This is a genomic window from Vibrio quintilis (genome assembly GCF_024529975.1).
Classification (GTDB): Bacteria; Pseudomonadota; Gammaproteobacteria; order Enterobacterales; family Vibrionaceae; genus Vibrio; species Vibrio quintilis.
The window spans coordinates 1,494,763-1,512,921 of the sequence record NZ_AP024898.1 but is presented as its reverse complement, the minus strand read 5'-3'; the positions used below and the strand labels follow the sequence as shown (position 1 = coordinate 1,512,921).

The following is an 18,159-nucleotide window of genomic DNA, read 5'->3' as shown; positions in this document are numbered from 1 at the left end:
TCCTTAGGTCAGCCGGTTTGGATGCGATGCGGGTGGGACGTCAGAACCATCCGGCAGATGGTTATCCGGCGGTGTTTCATAGCGGGTCGGCGATTTACGCATCAGCCTGATCAGATAAAAGAATCCGGCACCAAACACGAACAGGTAAACAATGACGAAAGCGGTCAACGATGCTCCTACCGCAGCCGCATCAACAGGGGATGCGGACTCGGTTGTTCGCAGCAGACCATAGACGGTGAACGGCTGCCGGCCCACTTCCGTGGTGATCCACCCGGCTAACACGGCAATAAATCCTGAGGGCCCGAACAGCACACACAAGCGCTGAAAGCGTGGGGAATCATACAAACGCCGTTTTTTGCGCAGCCATAAGCTGAACAGGCCAATCATCAGCATCCCGAAGCCAATTCCCACCATGACCCGAAAGCTCCAGAAAACGATTGAAACCGGTGGATGGTCTGCTGGTGGAAACTGATCCAGCCCCTGAACCGTACCATTCAGGTCATGAGTCAGAATCAGGCTGCCAAGTTTGGGGATGGCGATCTGATATTTCATTTCCTGCGCGTCTTCATCCGGAATACCAAACAGGATTAATGGTGCGCCCTGACGGGATTCGAAATGGCCTTCCATTGCAGCGACTTTTGCCGGTTGATGCGCCAGCGTATTCAAGCCATGCATATCTCCGGCGAGAATTTGCAGCGGCGTGACAATCGCCGCCATCCACATGGCCATCGAAAACATGGTTTTTGCCAGTGGGTTGTGAGGGGCTTTTAACAGATGGTAAGCACCTACTGCCGCCACAACGAATGCAGTGGTTAAATAAGCAGCCAGCAGCATGTGAACCAGCCGGTACGGAAATGAAGGATTGAATATAATCGCCAGCCAGTCCAGCGGCACAAATTGCCCGGCTTCATTGATGCCATATCCAGCGGGGGTTTGCATCCAGCTATTGACGGAAAGAATCCAGAACGCGGATAGAAAAGTACCAAAGGCAACAATACAGGTTGAAGCAAAATGAAGTTTCCTGCCGACTTTTTCCATGCCGAACAGCATTACACCGAGAAAACCAGCTTCGAGGAAGAAAGCAGTGAAAACTTCATAGCCCATCAGCGGCCCGAGGATCGGTCCGGTTTTATCTGCGAAGACACTCCAGTTGGTGCCGAACTGATAACTGAGCACAATACCGCTGACCACGCCCATCCCAAAGCTGATCGCAAATATTTTCATCCAGTATTTGTACAGCTGGATATATTTTTCCTGTCCGGTTTTCAGCCATAACCCTTCCAGCACCGCTAGATAGGATGCCAGCCCAATAGTGAAAGCAGGGAAAATAATGTGGAACGAAACAGTAAAAGCGAACTGAAAACGTGCCAGATCGATTGCTAATGTGTCCATCATCACTCCTTTCAAAACGATTCTGCTTACAGTACGGGTTGAAGCAGCGAACGGATCATTGGATGGAAGAAAATAAATGCCGGAAAAGATGATCGATTTCTCTCACGATGACGTTATATACCCAAACAACCTGAAGATGCAGGTTTCAGTGAGATTTGTCTGGCTCTGAGACAAGGCACTGATTTGAAGACATAGTCATTCTACGTTGAAAATCAGTAACACCGTATCAGAGCCTGACAAACTCACCCGCAGGGCGTGAGCTGAAAGGCACATTTCTGCGTCAAGTGAATTTGAAATGTGGGTACATTCCTGCATTCCCTTTCCTTGAACTGCCCCTTTCGGCTGCACGCTGAATCATGCATCTTCAGGTTGCTTGGGTATATGATTTGGGTTAAATGGCATGGCAGAGGGTGGAAGAAAGATGACACGAATCATGGAAAAAGACGAACGGGCCATTGAACAACAGGCCGCAGTTTCACCGGTTTTTCCCCTGCCGGTATTTTTGTTGGCCGGGGGAATGCAACGGTTGCGGATATTTGAGCAAAAATACGTTGAGATGGTTGCCAATGCGAATCAAACTGATGGATTTGTCATCTCGGTTTATCAAAAAGGCCAGCCTTTTTCCACTTCAGACTGGGGTTCACATGTCAGAATCGTTGATTTTAATCAGGGTGAAGATGGTATGTTAACCATTGATGTTCTGGCTGACAGCCTGGTTTCTCTGGACGGTTTTGAATATGGCGACAGTGGCTTATTAATGGCGGAAACCAGCAAAATACCGCATTGGTCTTCTGTCCGCGACGCTTCTGACCCGGATAGTGATCAATGGGTTGAAAATGAAGGTTATCAGTCACAGTTTTCACGGATTCTCAAGCAGATATTTGCAGAGAACGACGAACTGAGAAACTTATATAAGATACATCATTTTGACCATGCTGAATGGGTGAGTGCCCGTTTGTTAGAAATTCTGCCCGTCCCGCTCCATGAGAAAGAAAAGTTCGTCCGCCAGTTGAATTTGTTGCAGCTGAATCAGTTTCTTGCCGGTTTGTGTGAGGCGTAATTTGTCCGGTAAATCAAGAGAAATTGCGGGGACAGGCACCCCAACGCAGATCCAAAAAGTCATTTTAATCCAGCCAGTGAAATCAAAGCTCAAATCTGAAACATTCACAATGAAAGTTTCAGATTTGCAGATGACAAGTCCTGTACCGTGTCTGATGATGTATTTGTCCGACAGAAGGAGGATGCGTATAGTGTCACACCTGAGTTTGATTTTCGTATTGATTATTTGGGGGCAGGTTTGATAGCCACAATTCCAGTCACACTGTTACATGGCTTTTTGGGAGCAGGGAAGACCACGGTTATGCGCAGCATTTTGGCTCAGGCACAAAATGCGGGTTGTGTACCCGCAGTGATCGTGAATGATATGAGCGATCTGGATGTTGATGGGGTACTGGTGAGAAATAGTCATGAGGTGGATGACAACGATCGCAATTTTGTCATCATGAGTGGGGATAGTATCAGTACGCCCGATGGTATTGCAGAACTGGATCGTGCGCTTCAGGCTTTGCTGGATAAAGCGCATCCACCCTGGATTTTCATTGAAACATCAGGCAGCAGTCATCCCTTGCCTTTGATCGAATATTTCAAGCAGCAGCCGTCATTGTCTCTGACCGGCGTGATCACTCTGGTCGATTCCACCTGGCTGAGAGATGACTATGATCTGGGGAGACAACTGATTCCCAAATGGCAGGAGAATTTACAACAACAACGCCGGGGAGTTGAAAATCTTCTGGCGGAGCAGATCATGTTTTCCAATCGTATCTTGCTGAATAAAACGGATCAGCTGGATGCCGAAGCTGTGCAACATATCGCGCAGGCGATTCACCCGCTTAATCCTTATGCGCCGGTTATCAGCATCTCCTGGGGAAATATCGAACTGGACCAGATTCGTGACATTGAAGACTATAATTTCTTTCTGGTCGAACAACTCATCGGGGAGCTGAGAGATCAGGTCAACGCACCGCTGACGCTGTCTGGTAAACCGAATCAAAAGATTGTGGCGCAGGTGATTGAAGATGATCGCCCCTTTCACCCCACACGTTTGTGGCAAGTGTGTCATCAACATCTGACTCAGGGTGTGTTCCGGAGTAAAGGTTTTTTTTGGTTTCCCACCCGGGATGAACTCTCACTGCTTTGGAGTCAGGCCAATGGCAATGTTGGTCTTGAAGTCGTTGGGTTTTGGCGCGCCTCGGTGATTCAGGATGAGTCACAGCATTTCACCCCGGAACAGCGGCAGTTGCTTCAGGATAAAATTGATCAGGTGGACAGCCGTTTTGGCGACCGCCGCTGCCGGCTGACTGTGATTGGTCAAAATGAGGAAGTTGAGACGTTTGTCGAAGCCCTCAATCGTTGCTTCTTAACTGATGAAGAGCTGGCTCACTGGGAGAACGGCGGATCGTTTTCAGACCCGTGGCCTCAGAATGTGGCTAAGGTGAATTAATCACGACTTCATCTGATATGACGGTTTGACAGAGCGGTTTGACGTCATGCTTTAAGTGACGGTATGAAGTAAAATGAACCCTATCATTCATGGTGTTGAAACCATGAATGATGCAGACTCAGGTCGATTGGGGAACGACATTGGGGGCAGGCACTCATTCCCACTCCTCCGGTGCAATCAACCGGGTTTTATCAGCAAATGTTTCTGCACGAATATCCTGAGGATTGTAAATTGCGCATGAGTCCATCGACAGACAGCCGCAGCCGATGCATCCGCCCAGATCATGTTGCAACGCTTTCAACTGTTGAATCCGGTGCTCAAGCATCGCACTCCAGCTGGACGCCATATGCGACCATTGCTGGCGGCTGGGAGCCTGATGTTTTGGTAGCTCTGATAATGCCGCTGCGATTTCTTCTAAAGTCAGCCCAACCATCTGCGCCGCTTTAATCACCGCGATTCTGCGCAACACATTCCGGTGATAGCGACGTTGGTTGCCCTGATTACGCCAGCTGTAAATCAGCCCTTTCTGCTCATAAAAATGCAAGGTTGAAACCTTCACACCCGCTCTCTGGGCCACTTCACCGACTGTCATTTCCATATCACGTTCTCCGCCTGTCTGCACTTTTCCTTCTGCCTGTCTTTTATCAAATTCAATAAAAAGGCTTTACCTCAGGTTAACCTGAGGTATTAACGTAGCACCAGTTCAATCTGACTGGAAATAAAACTATGGAATTCAATAAAAAAACCGGGACAAGTGCCTATCTGTCAGGGCAGTTTTTTGATGGCATATCTTCAGGGCTATTTATGATGGCGCTGCCCTGGGCGATGCTGTCCACGCCCGGTATGGGCACTTTTGTCGCAATGGTTGCTTTCACATGCACGGCACTCTCTTTTATCCTGACACCGTTTTTTTCAACCCTGATTGACCGTTGTTCGAGAAAACAAATTCTGGTCTGGGTTCAGTTTCTGCAAACCGGGGCTGCCGCAGCCGTTGCCGTGGTGTATTGGGCCGGATATCAGTCTGACTGGTTGCTGGCAACCGCACAGCTGGTGTTCTGGACATCCGCGAATCTGGCATGGACAACCAATAATGCGTTTACTCAGGAGCATTTTGAGCAACACGAATACGCGTCAATCTCCGGCAAACAGGAGATCATTATGCAGGTGACCACCTTAGGTTCCGGCGCATTCGGTGTGGCGTTACTTGAAATGTGGGGTATAAGGGAGTTTTCCTGCTTCGCTGCGATTGCATCCGGCATTGCCACCATCAGTTATGTGTTCACCCCTTACCGGCGCCAGTTGTCCGACTCTGCTTCGGTTCCTTTTGTGACACAAATGAAAGAGAGCCGGGAGATATTGACTCAACAACCGCAGTTTTATGCATTTCTGATGCTCTCCACATTGAGTTATCCGGTCTTAACCTTCCTTGCTAAATTAGTCCCGGTTTGGTTTTCAGAAACCGGCATCTCAGGCGGTTGGTTTGCTGGTTATAACATTGCCTTTGGCATGGGATCGTTAGTCACCGGATTTCTGATCAGCAGGTTATTAAACCTCGGCTCATTTCAGTCGGTGATGATTGGCGCGATGGGGATTGCAGCCATCACAGTGATCGGGATGAGTTTGTCTGCATCACCCCTGCAATTGCTGATCTTCACATTTTTCTTTGGCACGTTTAACGCATTAAACCGTATTGCCCGGATCAACTGGATGCATCACAGCATCAACATTAATCAGCGCGGGCGGGCAGATGGCGGGCTGCAAATGTTTTCGTGTCTGGCGCAGAGTATCAGTTACGTCGCGATTGCATTTTTAAGCCACTACGGAATCACGCATCTGGGATTCTTTCTGGCAGCGGGTGTGATGGTTGCAGCTGTCTTTATGATGATGCGTCTGCATAAAGCGCCGGCACTTGCGGTGAACAGGGTTTAGAACTCTGAATGCAATCCGGATCAGATATGTTGCGTGTTTATCCCCATGTCTGCTATTAAATTTTATTATCAATGGCTTATGTTTTATCGGTTAGAGATGGTTTGAAAAACGGGCATGTGTCTTCCGCATAGGATAGTTGATAAAAAACTGATAAATTGACTGCAACAACATCAGTGATCGGTGTGAGTTTTTTTACTGGTCTGGTGGAAGTCAACGCGCATGCGCGCTCATAAAATGTTCTGCAAACATGGAGAAATCAAATCATGGAAAAGGTTGATTGGCATAAAAATCATATCGATGACAGTACAATAATTACTGATAGTTACAAGACAACTCAGAATGTTCGCCGCTATTTTAAAGCTAAATTTGGTGAGGAATTTAAATTTGATCGGGATTTTATGCAATGGATGAAAAGTTCAGTTGGTTTAACAATGGGTGACGCTTCGCGGGAGTGGATGAATCGTCAGCACTCAAAGTAAATTGCGGGCAATTTAAAAATATCCGGAGCACATGCTTCAGAAATCCCTGCCCACAGGAGAAAATTTTCTAATGGGCAGGTCTGGTGCCTGTCCCGGTTATTTAGTGATTCGACATCACCGCATAGGCACAAATATTGATACAATAGATAGTTGACAGTTTCAAGAACCGTTGTCCCAACCGGCCCCTCCGATGTTCAAACGACTTCCCTGAGACAGCATCCTCCCCACATAGATATGACCGACGCACACAACGAGACGCACAGTGGTCATACGGTCTGAGATTGAGATTGACTTGTTGAGCGCGCGGTGTGGTCATGGATGACTTGAGTGAGTGTCTCGAGTCGTCAGTGTCCAGAGTTAGTGGATTGAAATGAACTTTAGGTGAGGAGAAGTACGAGGTAGTTCACCGGGATTGCGTCGTCACCGACACCATCGTATTAAAGAGTGTGTCCCTAGTGTTCTGAGAGGATGTGTTACCCGGGTCAGTGATGTCAGGCGAGGTGAATCCATTACTGCGCCGGACACCTGAGAACTTACCGAATGTACTCCCCCTGCGCCAGTCCTTATCCAATGCTTCATCTAAAAAATGCACATGTAATATTTTATTCGTTCGTGAGTATATAGTCTGAAGGTGTTTCCAGTCGTGAAGGTTGGAACAGAAATATAGTGAAGGAAGACAGTCGCTGTTTTGGTGGTGTCTGTCCCTTTTAAGTATCTTGAAATGCCCCAGTGACATGTCCTTGCGGGTACTAACATTCCAACTACATATGAATAAAAATTTATATGATCTGTTTTTATTATATTTACATGTAAGGAGAAACAATGACTATATCTATTGTTGATGAAGCTAGAGAAGTAGCTCTAAAGATTGGACATATAACCCCTAACATTCAGAAGAATAGTGAACTGCAATTACTACGTTTTGGTCAAGAGCTGACAGAAGATTACCTTATTGGGGTCGAAGCTATTGGTGCGGGTTATGACATTTTTGGTAAATACGCGTCAACTGATAGCATCAAAACCCAGTTGTTTGACTGGCGTAAGGATAAAAAGAAACCTGTTATGTTTAAGAAGGACTGCGTGATACCAGAGAGTCTTGATGTTCAGCAGCACGATACTGCTTCTTATCATAACTTTGTAGGTAGTAATATCACCAAGTATCAAGCTAGTGTTTCTGCTTCAGCAAAGATTGAAGGTGCTTATAATCTCTTTTCAGGATCTATCCAGAACGATTTTCGTTCACAAAGTACGAGAGAAGCAGAGAATGAATTCTCACGCGTTCAGCAATCTATTGAACTGTGGTCGCTTAAGGTGAATCCGGATTATAATTCGCTTCGTAATCTGCTTCTTGATCACGTTCGCAAATCAATCGATGAAGCGTCTGACAAAGTAGCCTTCGCGAAACTTTTTGATACATACGGAAGTCACTTCCTGTCAGGAGCGATTATGGGTGGACGTGCAATTTCCTCCTCTTCCACGAACAAAGTCAGTGTAGATGAGAGCTTTTCAAATGAAACACTCGCGAAAGTGTACTATCAGAGCCTTACTGGGCAGCTATCTGCCGAGTCGAAGCTTAAATATGAAAATTCTTTACACAGCTTTCAAAAGAACTCTGAGACTAATACCTTTGTTCAAGGTGGCAATGGAGTGGCAGCTAGTAAGGTGTTTTCTGGAAATAAAATCGATTTTGATGCTTGGGCAGCGACTGTGGCGACCTCTCCGGATTTTGTCAATATTACTGATAACGCTCCATTCACTGGAATTTGGGAGTTATGCCGAGACAATCAACAAAAACAAGACATGCAGGACTTCTTTGAGCAGGTGTGGGGGCCAGCCGAGTCGAAGAAGCGTCAAATTCTTGCCGCATATATTGACAGCTTGAAAGTGATCTACGGGGACAGATCTACCATTCAACCGCCTCCGGGTTATACAAAAATACCTCTTGATTTAAATAAGGGAGCGGGCGGTGAATGGATTTACCTTTGCTACCATAAACATGAACTTACTTCAGAACTTGACAGTCAGAACCCAGACTGTATTACAGATATCACGACAATACGAGGCAAAGGGGCACCTGTACCAGCTGGCTTCAAAAAGATCGATGTTGATTTGAATAAGGGAGCTGGCGGGGAATATATATATCTTTGTTACCGAAAACAAGAATACACCGATTCGCTAGCAATCAAGGATGTGATGGTGATAAGTGGGAGTAATAGTGATCTGGAAGCTCCATATGACTTTACGAAAGTAGATCAGGATTTAAATCAGGGTGCGCATGGAAATTACATTTATGTCTGCTACTCGCAGATGGCTTAGTACTCAAGTATTTTGAACCACCCTACTAAAATAGTGCCAGGTAACCGTATCTGGCACATTCTAACCTCTAACACATATGGGAAAACACTTATCCCCCCGCCGGGAAATGGTGAAACGTTAACCAGGAAATAACGCACCCGCTGTAATAATTGCCACATTGTTTTACGCTGATGATTCAGGTTCACGGTTACATGTAAGGCGTGAGAAAGTTTCTCAACAATTGGAAGAACAGGCATTCACCCCTCAAACATCTAAGTTTTATTTTCGTATTTATTCTCTTGCCGCCAGATCAGCCTGTCTGCACTTTTATCAAATTCAATAAAAAAGGCTTTACCTCAGGTTAACCTGAGGTATTAACGTAGCACCAGTTCAATCTGACTGGAAATATAAGTATGGAATTCAATAAAAAAACCGGGACTGCCGCGAATCTGGCATGGACAACCAATAATGCGTTTACTCAGGAGTACTTTGATCAACACGAATATGCGTCAATTTCCGGCAAGCAGGAAATCATTATGCAGGTGACCACCTTAGGCTTCGGCTCACTTCAGTCGGTGATGATTGGTGCGACGGGGATTGCAGCCATCACAGTGATCGGGATGAGCTTGTCTGTTTTCTGGTTGTCGGGGTCATGGTGGTGGCTGTTCTGATCATGATAAGTCTGCATAAAGCGCCGGCACTGGCAAAACAACGAATGCCCGGCAGTTTTCTGAACATTTAAAGCTGCCTTTTTACAGTGTTGACAGTATCGTCTGGCGGGAGAATTGGGTGCCAACTCCCATGATCTATACCCAAGCAACCTGAATCATGCATCTTCAGGTTGCTTGGGTATACAGGTGATGCTCAATTAATAATCACAATGCTGTGCTTTTTCCGTCTTTTAATTGAGGCGATGGAAATTTTACCATCTCTATCCGTAGCCTGATAATTGCCGGGGTCAATGTTATCAGGTCCTTGTTCGTTGATTGGGTTGTTAAAAATGGTTGTGAAAGACAGTCGAAGCAGCTCTGTCGTATTCACTGCAGAATGAAAGGCTTGAACATGTATGAACAAAAAAACAAATCTGAAAAGTATCTAAAGCAAAAGGACATGAATCAAAGTGTTGAGTTTGCAGGTCATCAACCGAAGGTTATGGCGGAAAGAAAAACGCCTTTTGGAACTTTAAATCATACGGGAGGGATCATCCAAAGAGTTGCTGAGTCTGAATTTAATCAGGATCCTTCAGCATTTATGGAAAAGAATCAGGTCCTGGTCAATTTTGGAAATGGTATTATCGAGTCATATGATTTGAACAAGGCTGACATTGATAAAATTGCTGAAAGACAAAAGAAGGTACAACAAGATATAAGATCGAAAAATCCATCTGCGGGCGCAGATCTGACATCTAAGAAAACGATTCGAACCAAGGCGAATGAATATCTTGTTAGTCTTTATAGTGAGGCAATGAAACATACTAAAATCAATATGTTTACATTAGCCCGGAGAAAAATAGGCCTGTTTGGTTCCAGAGAACAATACATAGTGACTCCCTTTTTAGAGGCGATTCCACCAGCCCTTTCAGATGATGCTCAGATAACAGGACCTGATGGTGAAACAAAAATTCCTCTCAAAGATGCGATTAAGGCTGCCCACAGAAAAAAATCTCAACCTTATGATTCAGTGATTAAAGCTGCTCTGATTCCATATGAATCGAATCCCGATCATGTATCAGCAGAGACTAAAGTGGATATTCCATCAGGTGATGAAGCATCAGATATCAAGGTTGCTTTTACCGCGGGTATGAATGGTTGCTCTATTGCTGTTAAGAAGAAGTCTGACACTGAGCTCTCCGTCTGGCATTATCCCAGTCCGGGAAGCCATGAAGCGCAATGGGAAGAGTTTCAATCAGATAATAACATCATCGATACGTATGACTGGGATGAGTATAATCAAGAACCTGAAGCTTCGAAATCTCCGACAGAGCATATAACAACAACCGTATTAGTCAGGGATCAGGAAGGTCAATGGAATATAAAATCACAACAGAACCGGGGCCCGGTTGGAGGCGGGGATTCAGCGCTTCAGGTGGGTTATATCCATGGCAGGAAATTAAAAGTTTAGTGAAACCATGTCGGATTTCTTCAATTTTTCAGCCGGGCTTCTTTTTACGATGTTGTTTTCAACTCATAAGGAACAACATGATGTCTCAACGCGCAAATTACTACCTGTCGGCCCCCCGGGCATTCGATCTCTTGCTGGAACAGGAATCAATACTTAAAGCACAATTTGAAGCGATCCCTGAATTAGGAATAACGTTATGGGAGTTGGTAAAGCTGCGGGTCTCGCAGATCAATCACTGTGCTTTTTGTCTTGAAATGCACAGTACTCAGGCAGCTGAGGCCGGGGAATCCAGCCAGCGTATGATCGCTTTAAATGCATGGCGGGACTCGCCGCTTTTTACGGAATCTGAGCAGCAGGCACTACGGTTTACAGAGCAGCTTGTGACAGGACAGAGTATTGATCAGAACAATTATCAGGCTTTGGTCGCGACATTTGGTGAAACGGGTCTGACGTATTTAACTCTTGCGGTGAATGCCATTTCAGGCTGGAATAGAGTTGTGAAGGTTTTTTTGCCGGAAATTGGCAGTTGGCGACAGGTTAGCTCTTAGGTGCTTTCTGTTTATACCCCAACCTGCATCTTCAGGTTGCTTGGGTATATAAGTATCTTTATTCTCAGACACAGTTTAATACTGATGTGGTGATATATGGCGTCTTTGCAATTTGAAATCCGCTTCCCGCAGGGGCGTTTATCACCCTGGGTTCAGGCGATTTGGTCTGCAAAAACCGGGCAGGTACCGTCTGGTCTGACCCGCAGGCTGTTTGCCGATGCCGGTAGTGGCCTGATGATGAATTCCGGGCCGGAAATACGTGTTGACAATCAGGTGCTGAGTGAGCCGTTATTCTTTCAGCCAACGCAAAAGAAGGCACATTGTATTTTTTTACCGCCGGGAACCAATCTCTCCGGCATTCGTTTTCATCCCGGTATGGGGGAGTGCTTTTTATCTCAGTTTGTTGAGCATTCGACGCTGGATGAGCAGGCTTTATCTGAGCATTTTCGTGGGTTAATTCACCAGCTCAGCGATGATACAAACCTGCTCAGCCGGATTGAGAAAATAACCCGGACTCTGATGTTCCATCTTCATGACGATATTCATCATCCGGCTATTTTCTGCCGGGCCGTTCAGATACTGGAACATGCCCCGAATGTACGACAGATGGAACATTTACCCCTCAGTCAGCGCCAGTTAGAACGTCAGTTTCAGCGAAGAATCGGAATGACACCAAAATATTTCCAGCGTTTAAGACGGGTTCGTTCAGTGTTGACTGATTTAAAGAACAATCCACATAAAGATTTTGCCGGTACAGCGGTTGAATTCGGTTTTTCTGATCAGGCCCATCTGATTCGTGAATGCCGGACTTTTACCGGCATCACGCCGAAGCAGTATTTGAAGTTACTGATCAGCACAGATAATGAGTAAGAACAGACCACATTCAATCTTTCTATAGTGCCTTAAAATATTTATAGATATAACGAGAAGACATAGAAGATAAGAGCGCCGTGTAATCCAGACTGAATGTGACGGTTTCCCCTACAAATAGCGGCCTGCCTGAGGTTTCGAGGATGAGGTGATCGCTGGTTGATGACACTATCCTGAGCCCTTTTGGAGCCTTTAGTCCGCTGACACAAACATCCTGACGACCTAATGCCAGAATAGCTTGTGAGACCAGCCCTCTGTCCTGAAGGCTTTCTTTTTCACCAAAGGCATTGAACCCTCGAATTCCCCAGGGCAGAGTAGGTTTAATATTGGATTCAATCACTTCAGCGGTCAAAGAAACCGCATCTGTATGTAAACCTTTAATATTCTCATGCTCTAAAGGCTCACAGCCCAGAAATATTGCTTCCCCTATACGAAGGTTGTTGATTCGGGTGCGTGCGGTATGATTAAGCGCCCAATGAATAGAGGCTGAATTGCCTCCTGAAATAATCTCCAGGCTGATCCCAAATGTCGCTTCAATTTCATCCGCGAGATCAGAAAGAACGTTCATATTTTGATGATCAGGAGCGATACCATACCGACAGGCTAAATTTGCACCAATTCCTTTTATCGTGATGTTTGGTAAAGAAATAATGTCACGGACAAAATCAATAACGCGATTCGGCATAATGCCTTCCCTTAAGTCTCCCAATTCAACCAGAATAATAATATCGTGATTAATATTTTGTTGCCTGGCGATGTCGGAGAGTCTTTGTACCACCTGAACTTCAGTATTGAAGCTCAAATCACAATGTTTCAATACACTTGAAATTTGACTTAACATGGGAGTGCGTATCAGAATCTTTGAAACAGAAATACCAGCCTCCGTCATCTTTTGGAAGTTTTCGATTCGTGAATCGGCTAACATCGTTGCGCCAGCATCGAGAAGATACCGGGCAATGATAGGATGTCCCAGAAAGACTTTTGTCACAGGCGTTACTGAGATGTTTTTCAAAGAGAGCTGAGTAATAAGAAACTGAGCATTATGATGGATTTTAATACAATCGATGTCTAACCTTGGATACTTCAACTTTTTGTCACCAGGTTACCGGATATTTGAGGCAAAGCTGATGTTACAATTTGAATCAATTGTTCAACAGGTTGTGATAAAGCATCCGTCACGGGTATACCCAGTTCCGTCGTGTACCTGTCTATAGCATGGCGTGTTTCATCCAAAGACATGTCTTCATGATTGAGTGTCAGTCCAATAACACTGGTATCCGAAAATGTTTCGATAAGGTTTATCTCAGAAGTAACCGAAGGCATTGGGTAATCAGGAAAGTCACTGCGATGTAAGCGCTTAGGGGCATGTTGTAATATCACCCCGGTTGGGCAACTACCACGTAAAATAAAAGCGCTGGTAGAAAATGCAGGGTGGCTTAAAGCGCCTTGCCCTTCAATAATAATTATATCCGGATTTTCTTTTTCATAGGCCTGTACAATGACCGATTCCAACTCACCGGCACAAAATTGAGAAGGAACCGCATCAAGTGCAACGCCGTACTTCGCTCCCTGTATAATACCCGTTTGTCCAGTGGCGATCAGAACGACATTGAGACCTCTTTTAGTCAATTCATTGGTCAGAATGGTTGCAGTTGTCCGTTTTCCTAACGCGCAATCCGTTCCCATCACGGCAATTCTCGGGCATGTTACTTTGTGTATTTGCCCACTAAAGGTTTTTAGATCGCGTTTATTTTTGTGCTTGCGGGTATCAATGATTTGAACGTTATTTTTTAAGCTGGATTCTACAAATAGAGGGTCATCAGTTAGAAATTCATGTAAACCGTTTACGATATTCATTCCCCGTGCCATCGCATCTAAGATAATGTTTTTATCCGGGTCAGACAAAACCCCGCTTGTTGGCGCAATACCAAAAATAAAATAATCGGGAATACTTTCCGCATCAATGAGAGCTTCTTCGATATTGGCAACGATAGGTATTCCATTTGCTTTGTTATCGAGTACTTCTCCGGCATCTAAACCAGCACATTCATTATCAATCACCGATTGAATGCGATAGCTTAGTGAGTGCCTCACTAGTCCATTAGCAGTTTTACCATCAATCTTACCGAAACTGCCTTCGCAATATATAACCGCAGAGGGGATGACCGGATTCAGTCTCTCAGATAGTGGCACCCAGGGTGAAGGGTGAGCAGGTTCTTCGTAGATTTCGGTATCTTGAACTCTGGTGAGTTTGAAAATGTTTTTTAAATTTCTTGTTGAAATTGACATAATTAAAGCCTTGTATGAAGGCCTAGGAGGGCGACTAAGAAGTGCCGAGTTGTGAGTTCGGAAAAGAAAAGAAGCCCCTACTAAGCGGTAGGGAGAGACACTAAGGTAACATACTTATTAAACTTTTATTGCTAATTATTAATTTGACTTTGAGTAAAACAAAATACCGGGAACACACGCTTCAGAAACCCACAACACTGGGAAAAAATTTTCGAAAGGGTGTGTCGAAGCCTGTCCCGGTTATTTTCTGGGTGGCGTATAAACTGGTGAAGTGAAGTTGAACCAGAACGCCGGTTATGTTGTGATGATCCGGATGAAGTACTGGATTTTATGCCAGTGAAGGATATTCTGGTCTGGCTGAAAAAAAATATAAGTGACTGAAAATCAGTGCCTTGTCTCAGAGCCTGACAAACTCACCCGAAGGGCGTGAGCTAAAAGGCACATTTCTGCGTCAAGAGAATTTGAAAGGTGGGTACATTCCCTTTCCTTGAACTGTACCTTTCGGCTGCACGCTGAACCCTGCATCTTCAGGTTGCCTGGGTATATTGATCTTAAAACAACGCATATTCCTGCAAACCGGAGACTCTATGAAAAAATATCTGGGATTACTACTCATTTCTGTTTCGCTGACCGGGGCCGCTTTGGCTGCAACGTCACCAAAAACTGAGACTGCTGAAAAACTGATTGAAATCATGAATATGGACAAGCAAATGCTGGGTGGTTTTGAAGCAATGTTACCCACCATCAAACATATGGCTTTGCAAATGAAGCTGAATGACAGTGAATCACAGGAGATGACGAATATATACAGGGACTGGTTTAATCAGGATATCGACCGGCAGAAAATCAAACAGCAGATCACGGGTTTATACAGCGATAATTTTAGCCAGAATGAAATGAAAGATATTATTCGTTTCTACAAAACGCCGACAGGACAAAAGTTTCTGAAAGCCATGCCTGAACTGGCAAAAAAAGCAGCGCAATTAGGTGTGGAGCAAGCACAAAGCAAGCAGCAACAATTATTGAACAGGCTGAGCCCTTTCCTGAAAAAGCATCATCTTCAATAAAACCATTTTCAAAGGCGCTTCCGTTCAGGAAAGCGTCTTTGATGTCTGATCATTAAAATGATGAATTGACGCTCTGTACCGCACCGAATTCCGCCAGACCAGTGGTGCCGAAAACGAGATCGTCTTCCCTTGTGGCTCGCCTTCTGAGACTTCCTTCAGGCGGGAAATAATCGCTGCAACCATATCATCCAGCGGCTGGGAAAACGTGGTCAGCTGATAACCGGCCCAGCTCGCCTGTTCGATGTTATCAAAACCGACCACGCACAGTTCCTGTGGAACCGGTAAACCGAATTCCTGCACAGCGACATCAAGAAAACCGCAGGCCAGCAGGTCGGTGACACAAAACACGCCATCCGGACGCTGGCTGGATGCCAGCAATTGCTTCGCGGCTTGTGCACCTGAGTCGTAGCAGGTTGGCCCGCACCGGACCAGTTCACAGGTTTGCTCTGCTGTCAGACATTGCTGAAACAGCGCCTCCCGTGACAGCAGCCCCGGAGACTGAATCGTCGAGGAAATGATAGCCAGCTTGCGGCAACCGGCCCGCGTCAGCATGTGGTGTGCCTCGTGGATCGCAGACTGGTAATCGAGCTGAATATGATCGCTGCCTTCAAACTGGCCATTACGGTTAATCAACAGCACATGTTGTCCGCTTTGGATACAACTCTGAACAAACTCACTGCCCGGTGTGCCTGACAGCACAATCGTGGCTGCTGCGCGGTAGTTCAGGGTTTGTTGCAGCGCCCGGTTAATACTGTCCTTGTCACCGTCGGTATTAATCAGCATCACAGCCCGCCCGGCAGACTGAAGCTGTTTGGTCAGTGTATCCAGCAGCTTCGCCTGATATGGTGCATTTAAATTGGAGCCTAAAATACACACCGGGCGGCTTTCCACTTTGGATAAGCCGCGGGCCAGATGATTGACATGATAGTTGAGCTGCTCTGCGGCCCACATGACTTTCTCGCGGGTTTCTTTTGAAACACTGGCGCCCGGCGTAAAGGTTCTGGAAACGGCGGACCGGGAAACTCCGGCTAACCGGGCGACTTCTGCTGCGCTGGCAATTGGTTTTGAACTCATAAGTAGGCGACTATTCCGTGAATGATGCTTGCTCTGATTTCAGATCAACAAATCCTGACGATGATGATTCCGGCGATGGCAATAAAGCTGACTGCCTCAGTGTTTTTACCATAGTCACGGTTGCCTGTGCCAGTTCTATCATCTGGGGTTTGGGTGTTTCAAACCACTCATCGGGATGAAGTTCGCGGGTTTGACGGATATGGTGAATTGCGGCATCCAGTGTCGGATAAAGCTGCGGAAACTCAAGATGCAGAAAGATGGCGACCACAGTGACGGAACGGCTGCGGCCACCACGGCAATTCACCAGCACATTGCCTTTGTCGCGGTTTTTATAGGATGGTTTGTCCGGTATGGTCTGGTCCAGTGCGGATTTCAGCATGCAATAACCGGCAAACATCATTTCCGGTGTATTACCGGGGCCGTCGATCAGGCCGACTTTGTAATAGCGAACCGGGCCTGAACCATAATCGAATACACCCGCCGGGCGATTGGCTTCAGGCTGACTGACCAGATTAATATCCAGATTGACGGCACAGTTCAATACAACTTTGATGCCAAATTCCCGGAGCAGATCCGGATCCGACACACCGGCAGACTCTCCGATATAAAGATCGACGTGCCAGTTGGGAATATCCGCCTGTATCAGGCTGATCAATGGGCGTGGATAACGTTTAACTTCACTCATGAGATACATTCACTTTCTTCAGATTGAATCAGAGGGATGTCGGCTGCCAGTGAAAATACAGCGCCGACACATGGTGTCGCTGCGATCACCGGACCGCCGCGGAAAATGTCCCGGACACCGGCAGGGAAATGGCCGGTGATGCCACCGGCTTCCTGAACCAGCAGTAATCCGGCCAGACAATCCCAGGCATTCATATGTAATTCGGCATAACCATCTGTCCTGCCTTCTGCTACCCAGGCGAGTGCCAGCGCGCCGGAGCCGCAGCGCTTCACATTCGCGCCCCGGGTCAGCAGCTGTTCCAGTACCTGTAAATACTGAGGCTGAGGCACACGGGTCGACCAGCCCAGTTCAATGGTTGCCTGCGTGATGTCCGGGGTATGCGAGACGTGAATCGGTTGCGGGTGACCGGTGGCATCTGTTTTGAGCGCATAATGATTGCGGCGGGCCAGATAGCACTCTTGTGTTGCCGGGTTATAAATCGCCCCCAGCTCAGTATGACCGCCGGTGTAAAATGCTATGGAGACGCAGAAATGTTCAACGCCACGGGCAAAGTTTGCTGTGCCGTCAATCGGATCAATCACCCAAAGTGGTGACTGCTGCACATCGCCGCCGCTCTCTTCGCCGAGAATGTTATCACCGGGGAAACGTTGCGCAATCGCGCTGCGAATGTGCGCTTCAACCAGACCATCCGCTTCGGTTAAAAAATCCTGATGACCTTTTAAGGTGTAGCTTCCCGGTTCCCGCTGGCGGAAATAGCGCAGTGCAAGCTGACCGGCCGAGCGGACCAGTTGGTGGAGATGTTGCTCACGGGCAGATAGTTCAGTGTCGTTCAAGTTCAATTCCCTGGTTGTGAGACGGGAGGTTGTCTTCCCATCGGTACAGGCCGGCTCATGTCCGGCCGCTTCTTTTG

Annotated in this window: 16 protein-coding genes and 2 pseudogenes; 10 read left to right on the top strand and 8 right to left on the bottom strand. The window is 46.4% G+C overall.

All coding sequences use genetic code 11. From position 1 onward, the window contains the following. Window positions 1-3 precede the first annotated feature (3 nt). Window positions 4-1,392, bottom strand: coding sequence for a cytochrome ubiquinol oxidase subunit I (locus OC443_RS25290; protein ID WP_073584964.1), 1,389 nt, complete (start codon window positions 1,390-1,392; stop codon window positions 4-6). A gap of 421 nt (window positions 1,393-1,813) precedes the next feature. On the opposite strand from OC443_RS25290, the gene OC443_RS25285 reads away from it, so the two are divergent. Then, window positions 1,814-2,452 (top strand): LON peptidase substrate-binding domain-containing protein, encoded by a 639-nt coding sequence (locus OC443_RS25285; RefSeq protein ID WP_159440353.1) that lies wholly within the window; start codon window positions 1,814-1,816, stop codon window positions 2,450-2,452. A gap of 225 nt (window positions 2,453-2,677) precedes the next feature. After that, the gene (locus OC443_RS25280; protein WP_306345647.1) at window positions 2,678-3,892 is read left to right on the top strand and encodes a CobW family GTP-binding protein; all 1,215 of its coding nucleotides are present in this window, start codon (window positions 2,678-2,680) and stop codon (window positions 3,890-3,892) included. Window positions 3,893-4,046: 154 nt separating this feature from the next. On the opposite strand, the gene soxR is transcribed toward OC443_RS25280, so the two are convergent. Then, window positions 4,047-4,490: a redox-sensitive transcriptional activator SoxR gene (gene soxR, locus OC443_RS25275; RefSeq protein WP_073584988.1), complete on the bottom strand. Its 444-nt coding sequence runs from the start codon at window positions 4,488-4,490 to the stop codon at window positions 4,047-4,049. A gap of 128 nt (window positions 4,491-4,618) precedes the next feature. Here soxR and OC443_RS25270 point away from each other — a divergent pair, with 128 nt between their 5' ends. From OC443_RS25270 to OC443_RS25260, 3 genes are all read left to right on the top strand, one after another. Next, window positions 4,619-5,821, top strand: coding sequence for an MFS transporter (locus tag OC443_RS25270; RefSeq protein ID WP_073584960.1), 1,203 nt, complete (start codon window positions 4,619-4,621; stop codon window positions 5,819-5,821). A 263-nt stretch (window positions 5,822-6,084) separates the two neighbouring features. Beyond that, complete coding sequence (locus OC443_RS25265; protein ID WP_073584958.1) at window positions 6,085-6,300, top strand: DUF6434 domain-containing protein; 216 nt, start codon at window positions 6,085-6,087, stop codon at window positions 6,298-6,300. An 822-nt stretch (window positions 6,301-7,122) separates the two neighbouring features. Beyond that, window positions 7,123-8,616, top strand: a complete 1,494-nt coding sequence (locus OC443_RS25260) for an MAC/perforin domain-containing protein (RefSeq protein ID WP_083601699.1) — start codon at window positions 7,123-7,125, stop codon at window positions 8,614-8,616. A gap of 98 nt (window positions 8,617-8,714) precedes the next feature. Here OC443_RS25260 and OC443_RS25255 read toward each other — a convergent pair. Beyond that, window positions 8,715-8,834, bottom strand: a pseudogene (locus OC443_RS25255) (IS630 family transposase); the annotation flags it as partial. A gap of 198 nt (window positions 8,835-9,032) precedes the next feature. On the opposite strand from OC443_RS25255, the pseudogene OC443_RS25250 reads away from it, so the two are divergent. The 4 genes and pseudogenes from OC443_RS25250 to OC443_RS25235 form a co-directional block, all read left to right on the top strand. After that, window positions 9,033-9,194 (top strand): annotated as a pseudogene (locus tag OC443_RS25250) (MFS transporter); the annotation flags it as partial. A 463-nt stretch (window positions 9,195-9,657) separates the two neighbouring features. After that, on the top strand, window positions 9,658-10,716 hold the full coding sequence (locus OC443_RS25245; RefSeq protein ID WP_073584952.1) for a hypothetical protein: 1,059 nt from the start codon (window positions 9,658-9,660) through the stop codon (window positions 10,714-10,716). A gap of 77 nt (window positions 10,717-10,793) precedes the next feature. Then, the gene (locus tag OC443_RS25240) at window positions 10,794-11,264 is read left to right on the top strand and encodes a carboxymuconolactone decarboxylase family protein (protein WP_234976428.1); all 471 of its coding nucleotides are present in this window, start codon (window positions 10,794-10,796) and stop codon (window positions 11,262-11,264) included. Window positions 11,265-11,360: 96 nt separating this feature from the next. Continuing rightward, window positions 11,361-12,134, top strand: coding sequence for a helix-turn-helix domain-containing protein (locus tag OC443_RS25235; protein WP_073584948.1), 774 nt, complete (start codon window positions 11,361-11,363; stop codon window positions 12,132-12,134). Window positions 12,135-12,156: 22 nt separating this feature from the next. Here the strand turns inward: OC443_RS25235 and OC443_RS25230 are convergent, their stop codons facing one another. Both OC443_RS25230 and OC443_RS25225 read right to left on the bottom strand, forming a co-directional pair. Then, window positions 12,157-13,221, bottom strand: coding sequence for an alanine/ornithine racemase family PLP-dependent enzyme (locus tag OC443_RS25230; protein ID WP_073584946.1), 1,065 nt, complete (start codon window positions 13,219-13,221; stop codon window positions 12,157-12,159). Further along, window positions 13,218-14,423: a DUF1611 domain-containing protein gene (locus OC443_RS25225; RefSeq protein WP_073584944.1), complete on the bottom strand. Its 1,206-nt coding sequence runs from the start codon at window positions 14,421-14,423 to the stop codon at window positions 13,218-13,220. Before OC443_RS25225 ends, OC443_RS25230 begins: the two co-directional genes overlap by 4 nt. Before the next feature lie 587 nt (window positions 14,424-15,010). On the opposite strand from OC443_RS25225, the gene OC443_RS25220 reads away from it, so the two are divergent. Continuing rightward, the gene (locus tag OC443_RS25220) at window positions 15,011-15,490 is read left to right on the top strand and encodes a DUF2059 domain-containing protein (RefSeq protein ID WP_073584942.1); all 480 of its coding nucleotides are present in this window, start codon (window positions 15,011-15,013) and stop codon (window positions 15,488-15,490) included. Between the two features lie 24 nt (window positions 15,491-15,514). Here the strand turns inward: OC443_RS25220 and OC443_RS25215 are convergent, their stop codons facing one another. The 3 genes from OC443_RS25215 to OC443_RS25205 are packed head-to-tail and all read right to left on the bottom strand — an operon-like array spanning window position 15,515 to window position 18,082. After that, window positions 15,515-16,564 (bottom strand): LacI family DNA-binding transcriptional regulator, encoded by a 1,050-nt coding sequence (locus OC443_RS25215; protein WP_073584940.1) that lies wholly within the window; start codon window positions 16,562-16,564, stop codon window positions 15,515-15,517. A 10-nt stretch (window positions 16,565-16,574) separates the two neighbouring features. Continuing rightward, window positions 16,575-17,249, bottom strand: a complete 675-nt coding sequence (locus OC443_RS25210) for a protein-tyrosine phosphatase family protein (protein ID WP_200796958.1) — start codon at window positions 17,247-17,249, stop codon at window positions 16,575-16,577. Continuing rightward, entirely contained in the window at window positions 17,246-18,082 is an 837-nt protein-coding gene (locus OC443_RS25205; protein WP_200796957.1) for an inositol monophosphatase family protein, read from the bottom strand. The genes OC443_RS25210 and OC443_RS25205 overlap by 4 nt, the downstream gene beginning before the upstream one ends. Window positions 18,083-18,159 lie beyond the last annotated feature (77 nt).

Coding starts and splice junctions, on each gene's coding strand:
- OC443_RS25290 (WP_073584964.1), bottom strand. CDS start 1,392: ATGGACACATTAGCAATCGATCTGGCACGTTTTCAGTTCGCTTTTACT.
- OC443_RS25285 (WP_159440353.1), top strand. CDS start 1,814: ATGACACGAATCATGGAAAAAGACGAACGGGCCATTGAACAACAGGCC.
- soxR (WP_073584988.1), bottom strand. CDS start 4,490: ATGGAAATGACAGTCGGTGAAGTGGCCCAGAGAGCGGGTGTGAAGGTT.
- OC443_RS25270 (WP_073584960.1), top strand. CDS start 4,619: ATGGAATTCAATAAAAAAACCGGGACAAGTGCCTATCTGTCAGGGCAG.
- OC443_RS25265 (WP_073584958.1), top strand. CDS start 6,085: ATGGAAAAGGTTGATTGGCATAAAAATCATATCGATGACAGTACAATA.
- OC443_RS25260 (WP_083601699.1), top strand. CDS start 7,123: ATGACTATATCTATTGTTGATGAAGCTAGAGAAGTAGCTCTAAAGATT.
- OC443_RS25245 (WP_073584952.1), top strand. CDS start 9,658: ATGTATGAACAAAAAAACAAATCTGAAAAGTATCTAAAGCAAAAGGAC.
- OC443_RS25240 (WP_234976428.1), top strand. CDS start 10,794: ATGATGTCTCAACGCGCAAATTACTACCTGTCGGCCCCCCGGGCATTC.
- OC443_RS25235 (WP_073584948.1), top strand. CDS start 11,361: ATGGCGTCTTTGCAATTTGAAATCCGCTTCCCGCAGGGGCGTTTATCA.
- OC443_RS25225 (WP_073584944.1), bottom strand. CDS start 14,423: ATGTCAATTTCAACAAGAAATTTAAAAAACATTTTCAAACTCACCAGA.
- OC443_RS25220 (WP_073584942.1), top strand. CDS start 15,011: ATGAAAAAATATCTGGGATTACTACTCATTTCTGTTTCGCTGACCGGG.
- OC443_RS25215 (WP_073584940.1), bottom strand. CDS start 16,564: ATGAGTTCAAAACCAATTGCCAGCGCAGCAGAAGTCGCCCGGTTAGCC.
- OC443_RS25210 (WP_200796958.1), bottom strand. CDS start 17,249: ATGAGTGAAGTTAAACGTTATCCACGCCCATTGATCAGCCTGATACAG.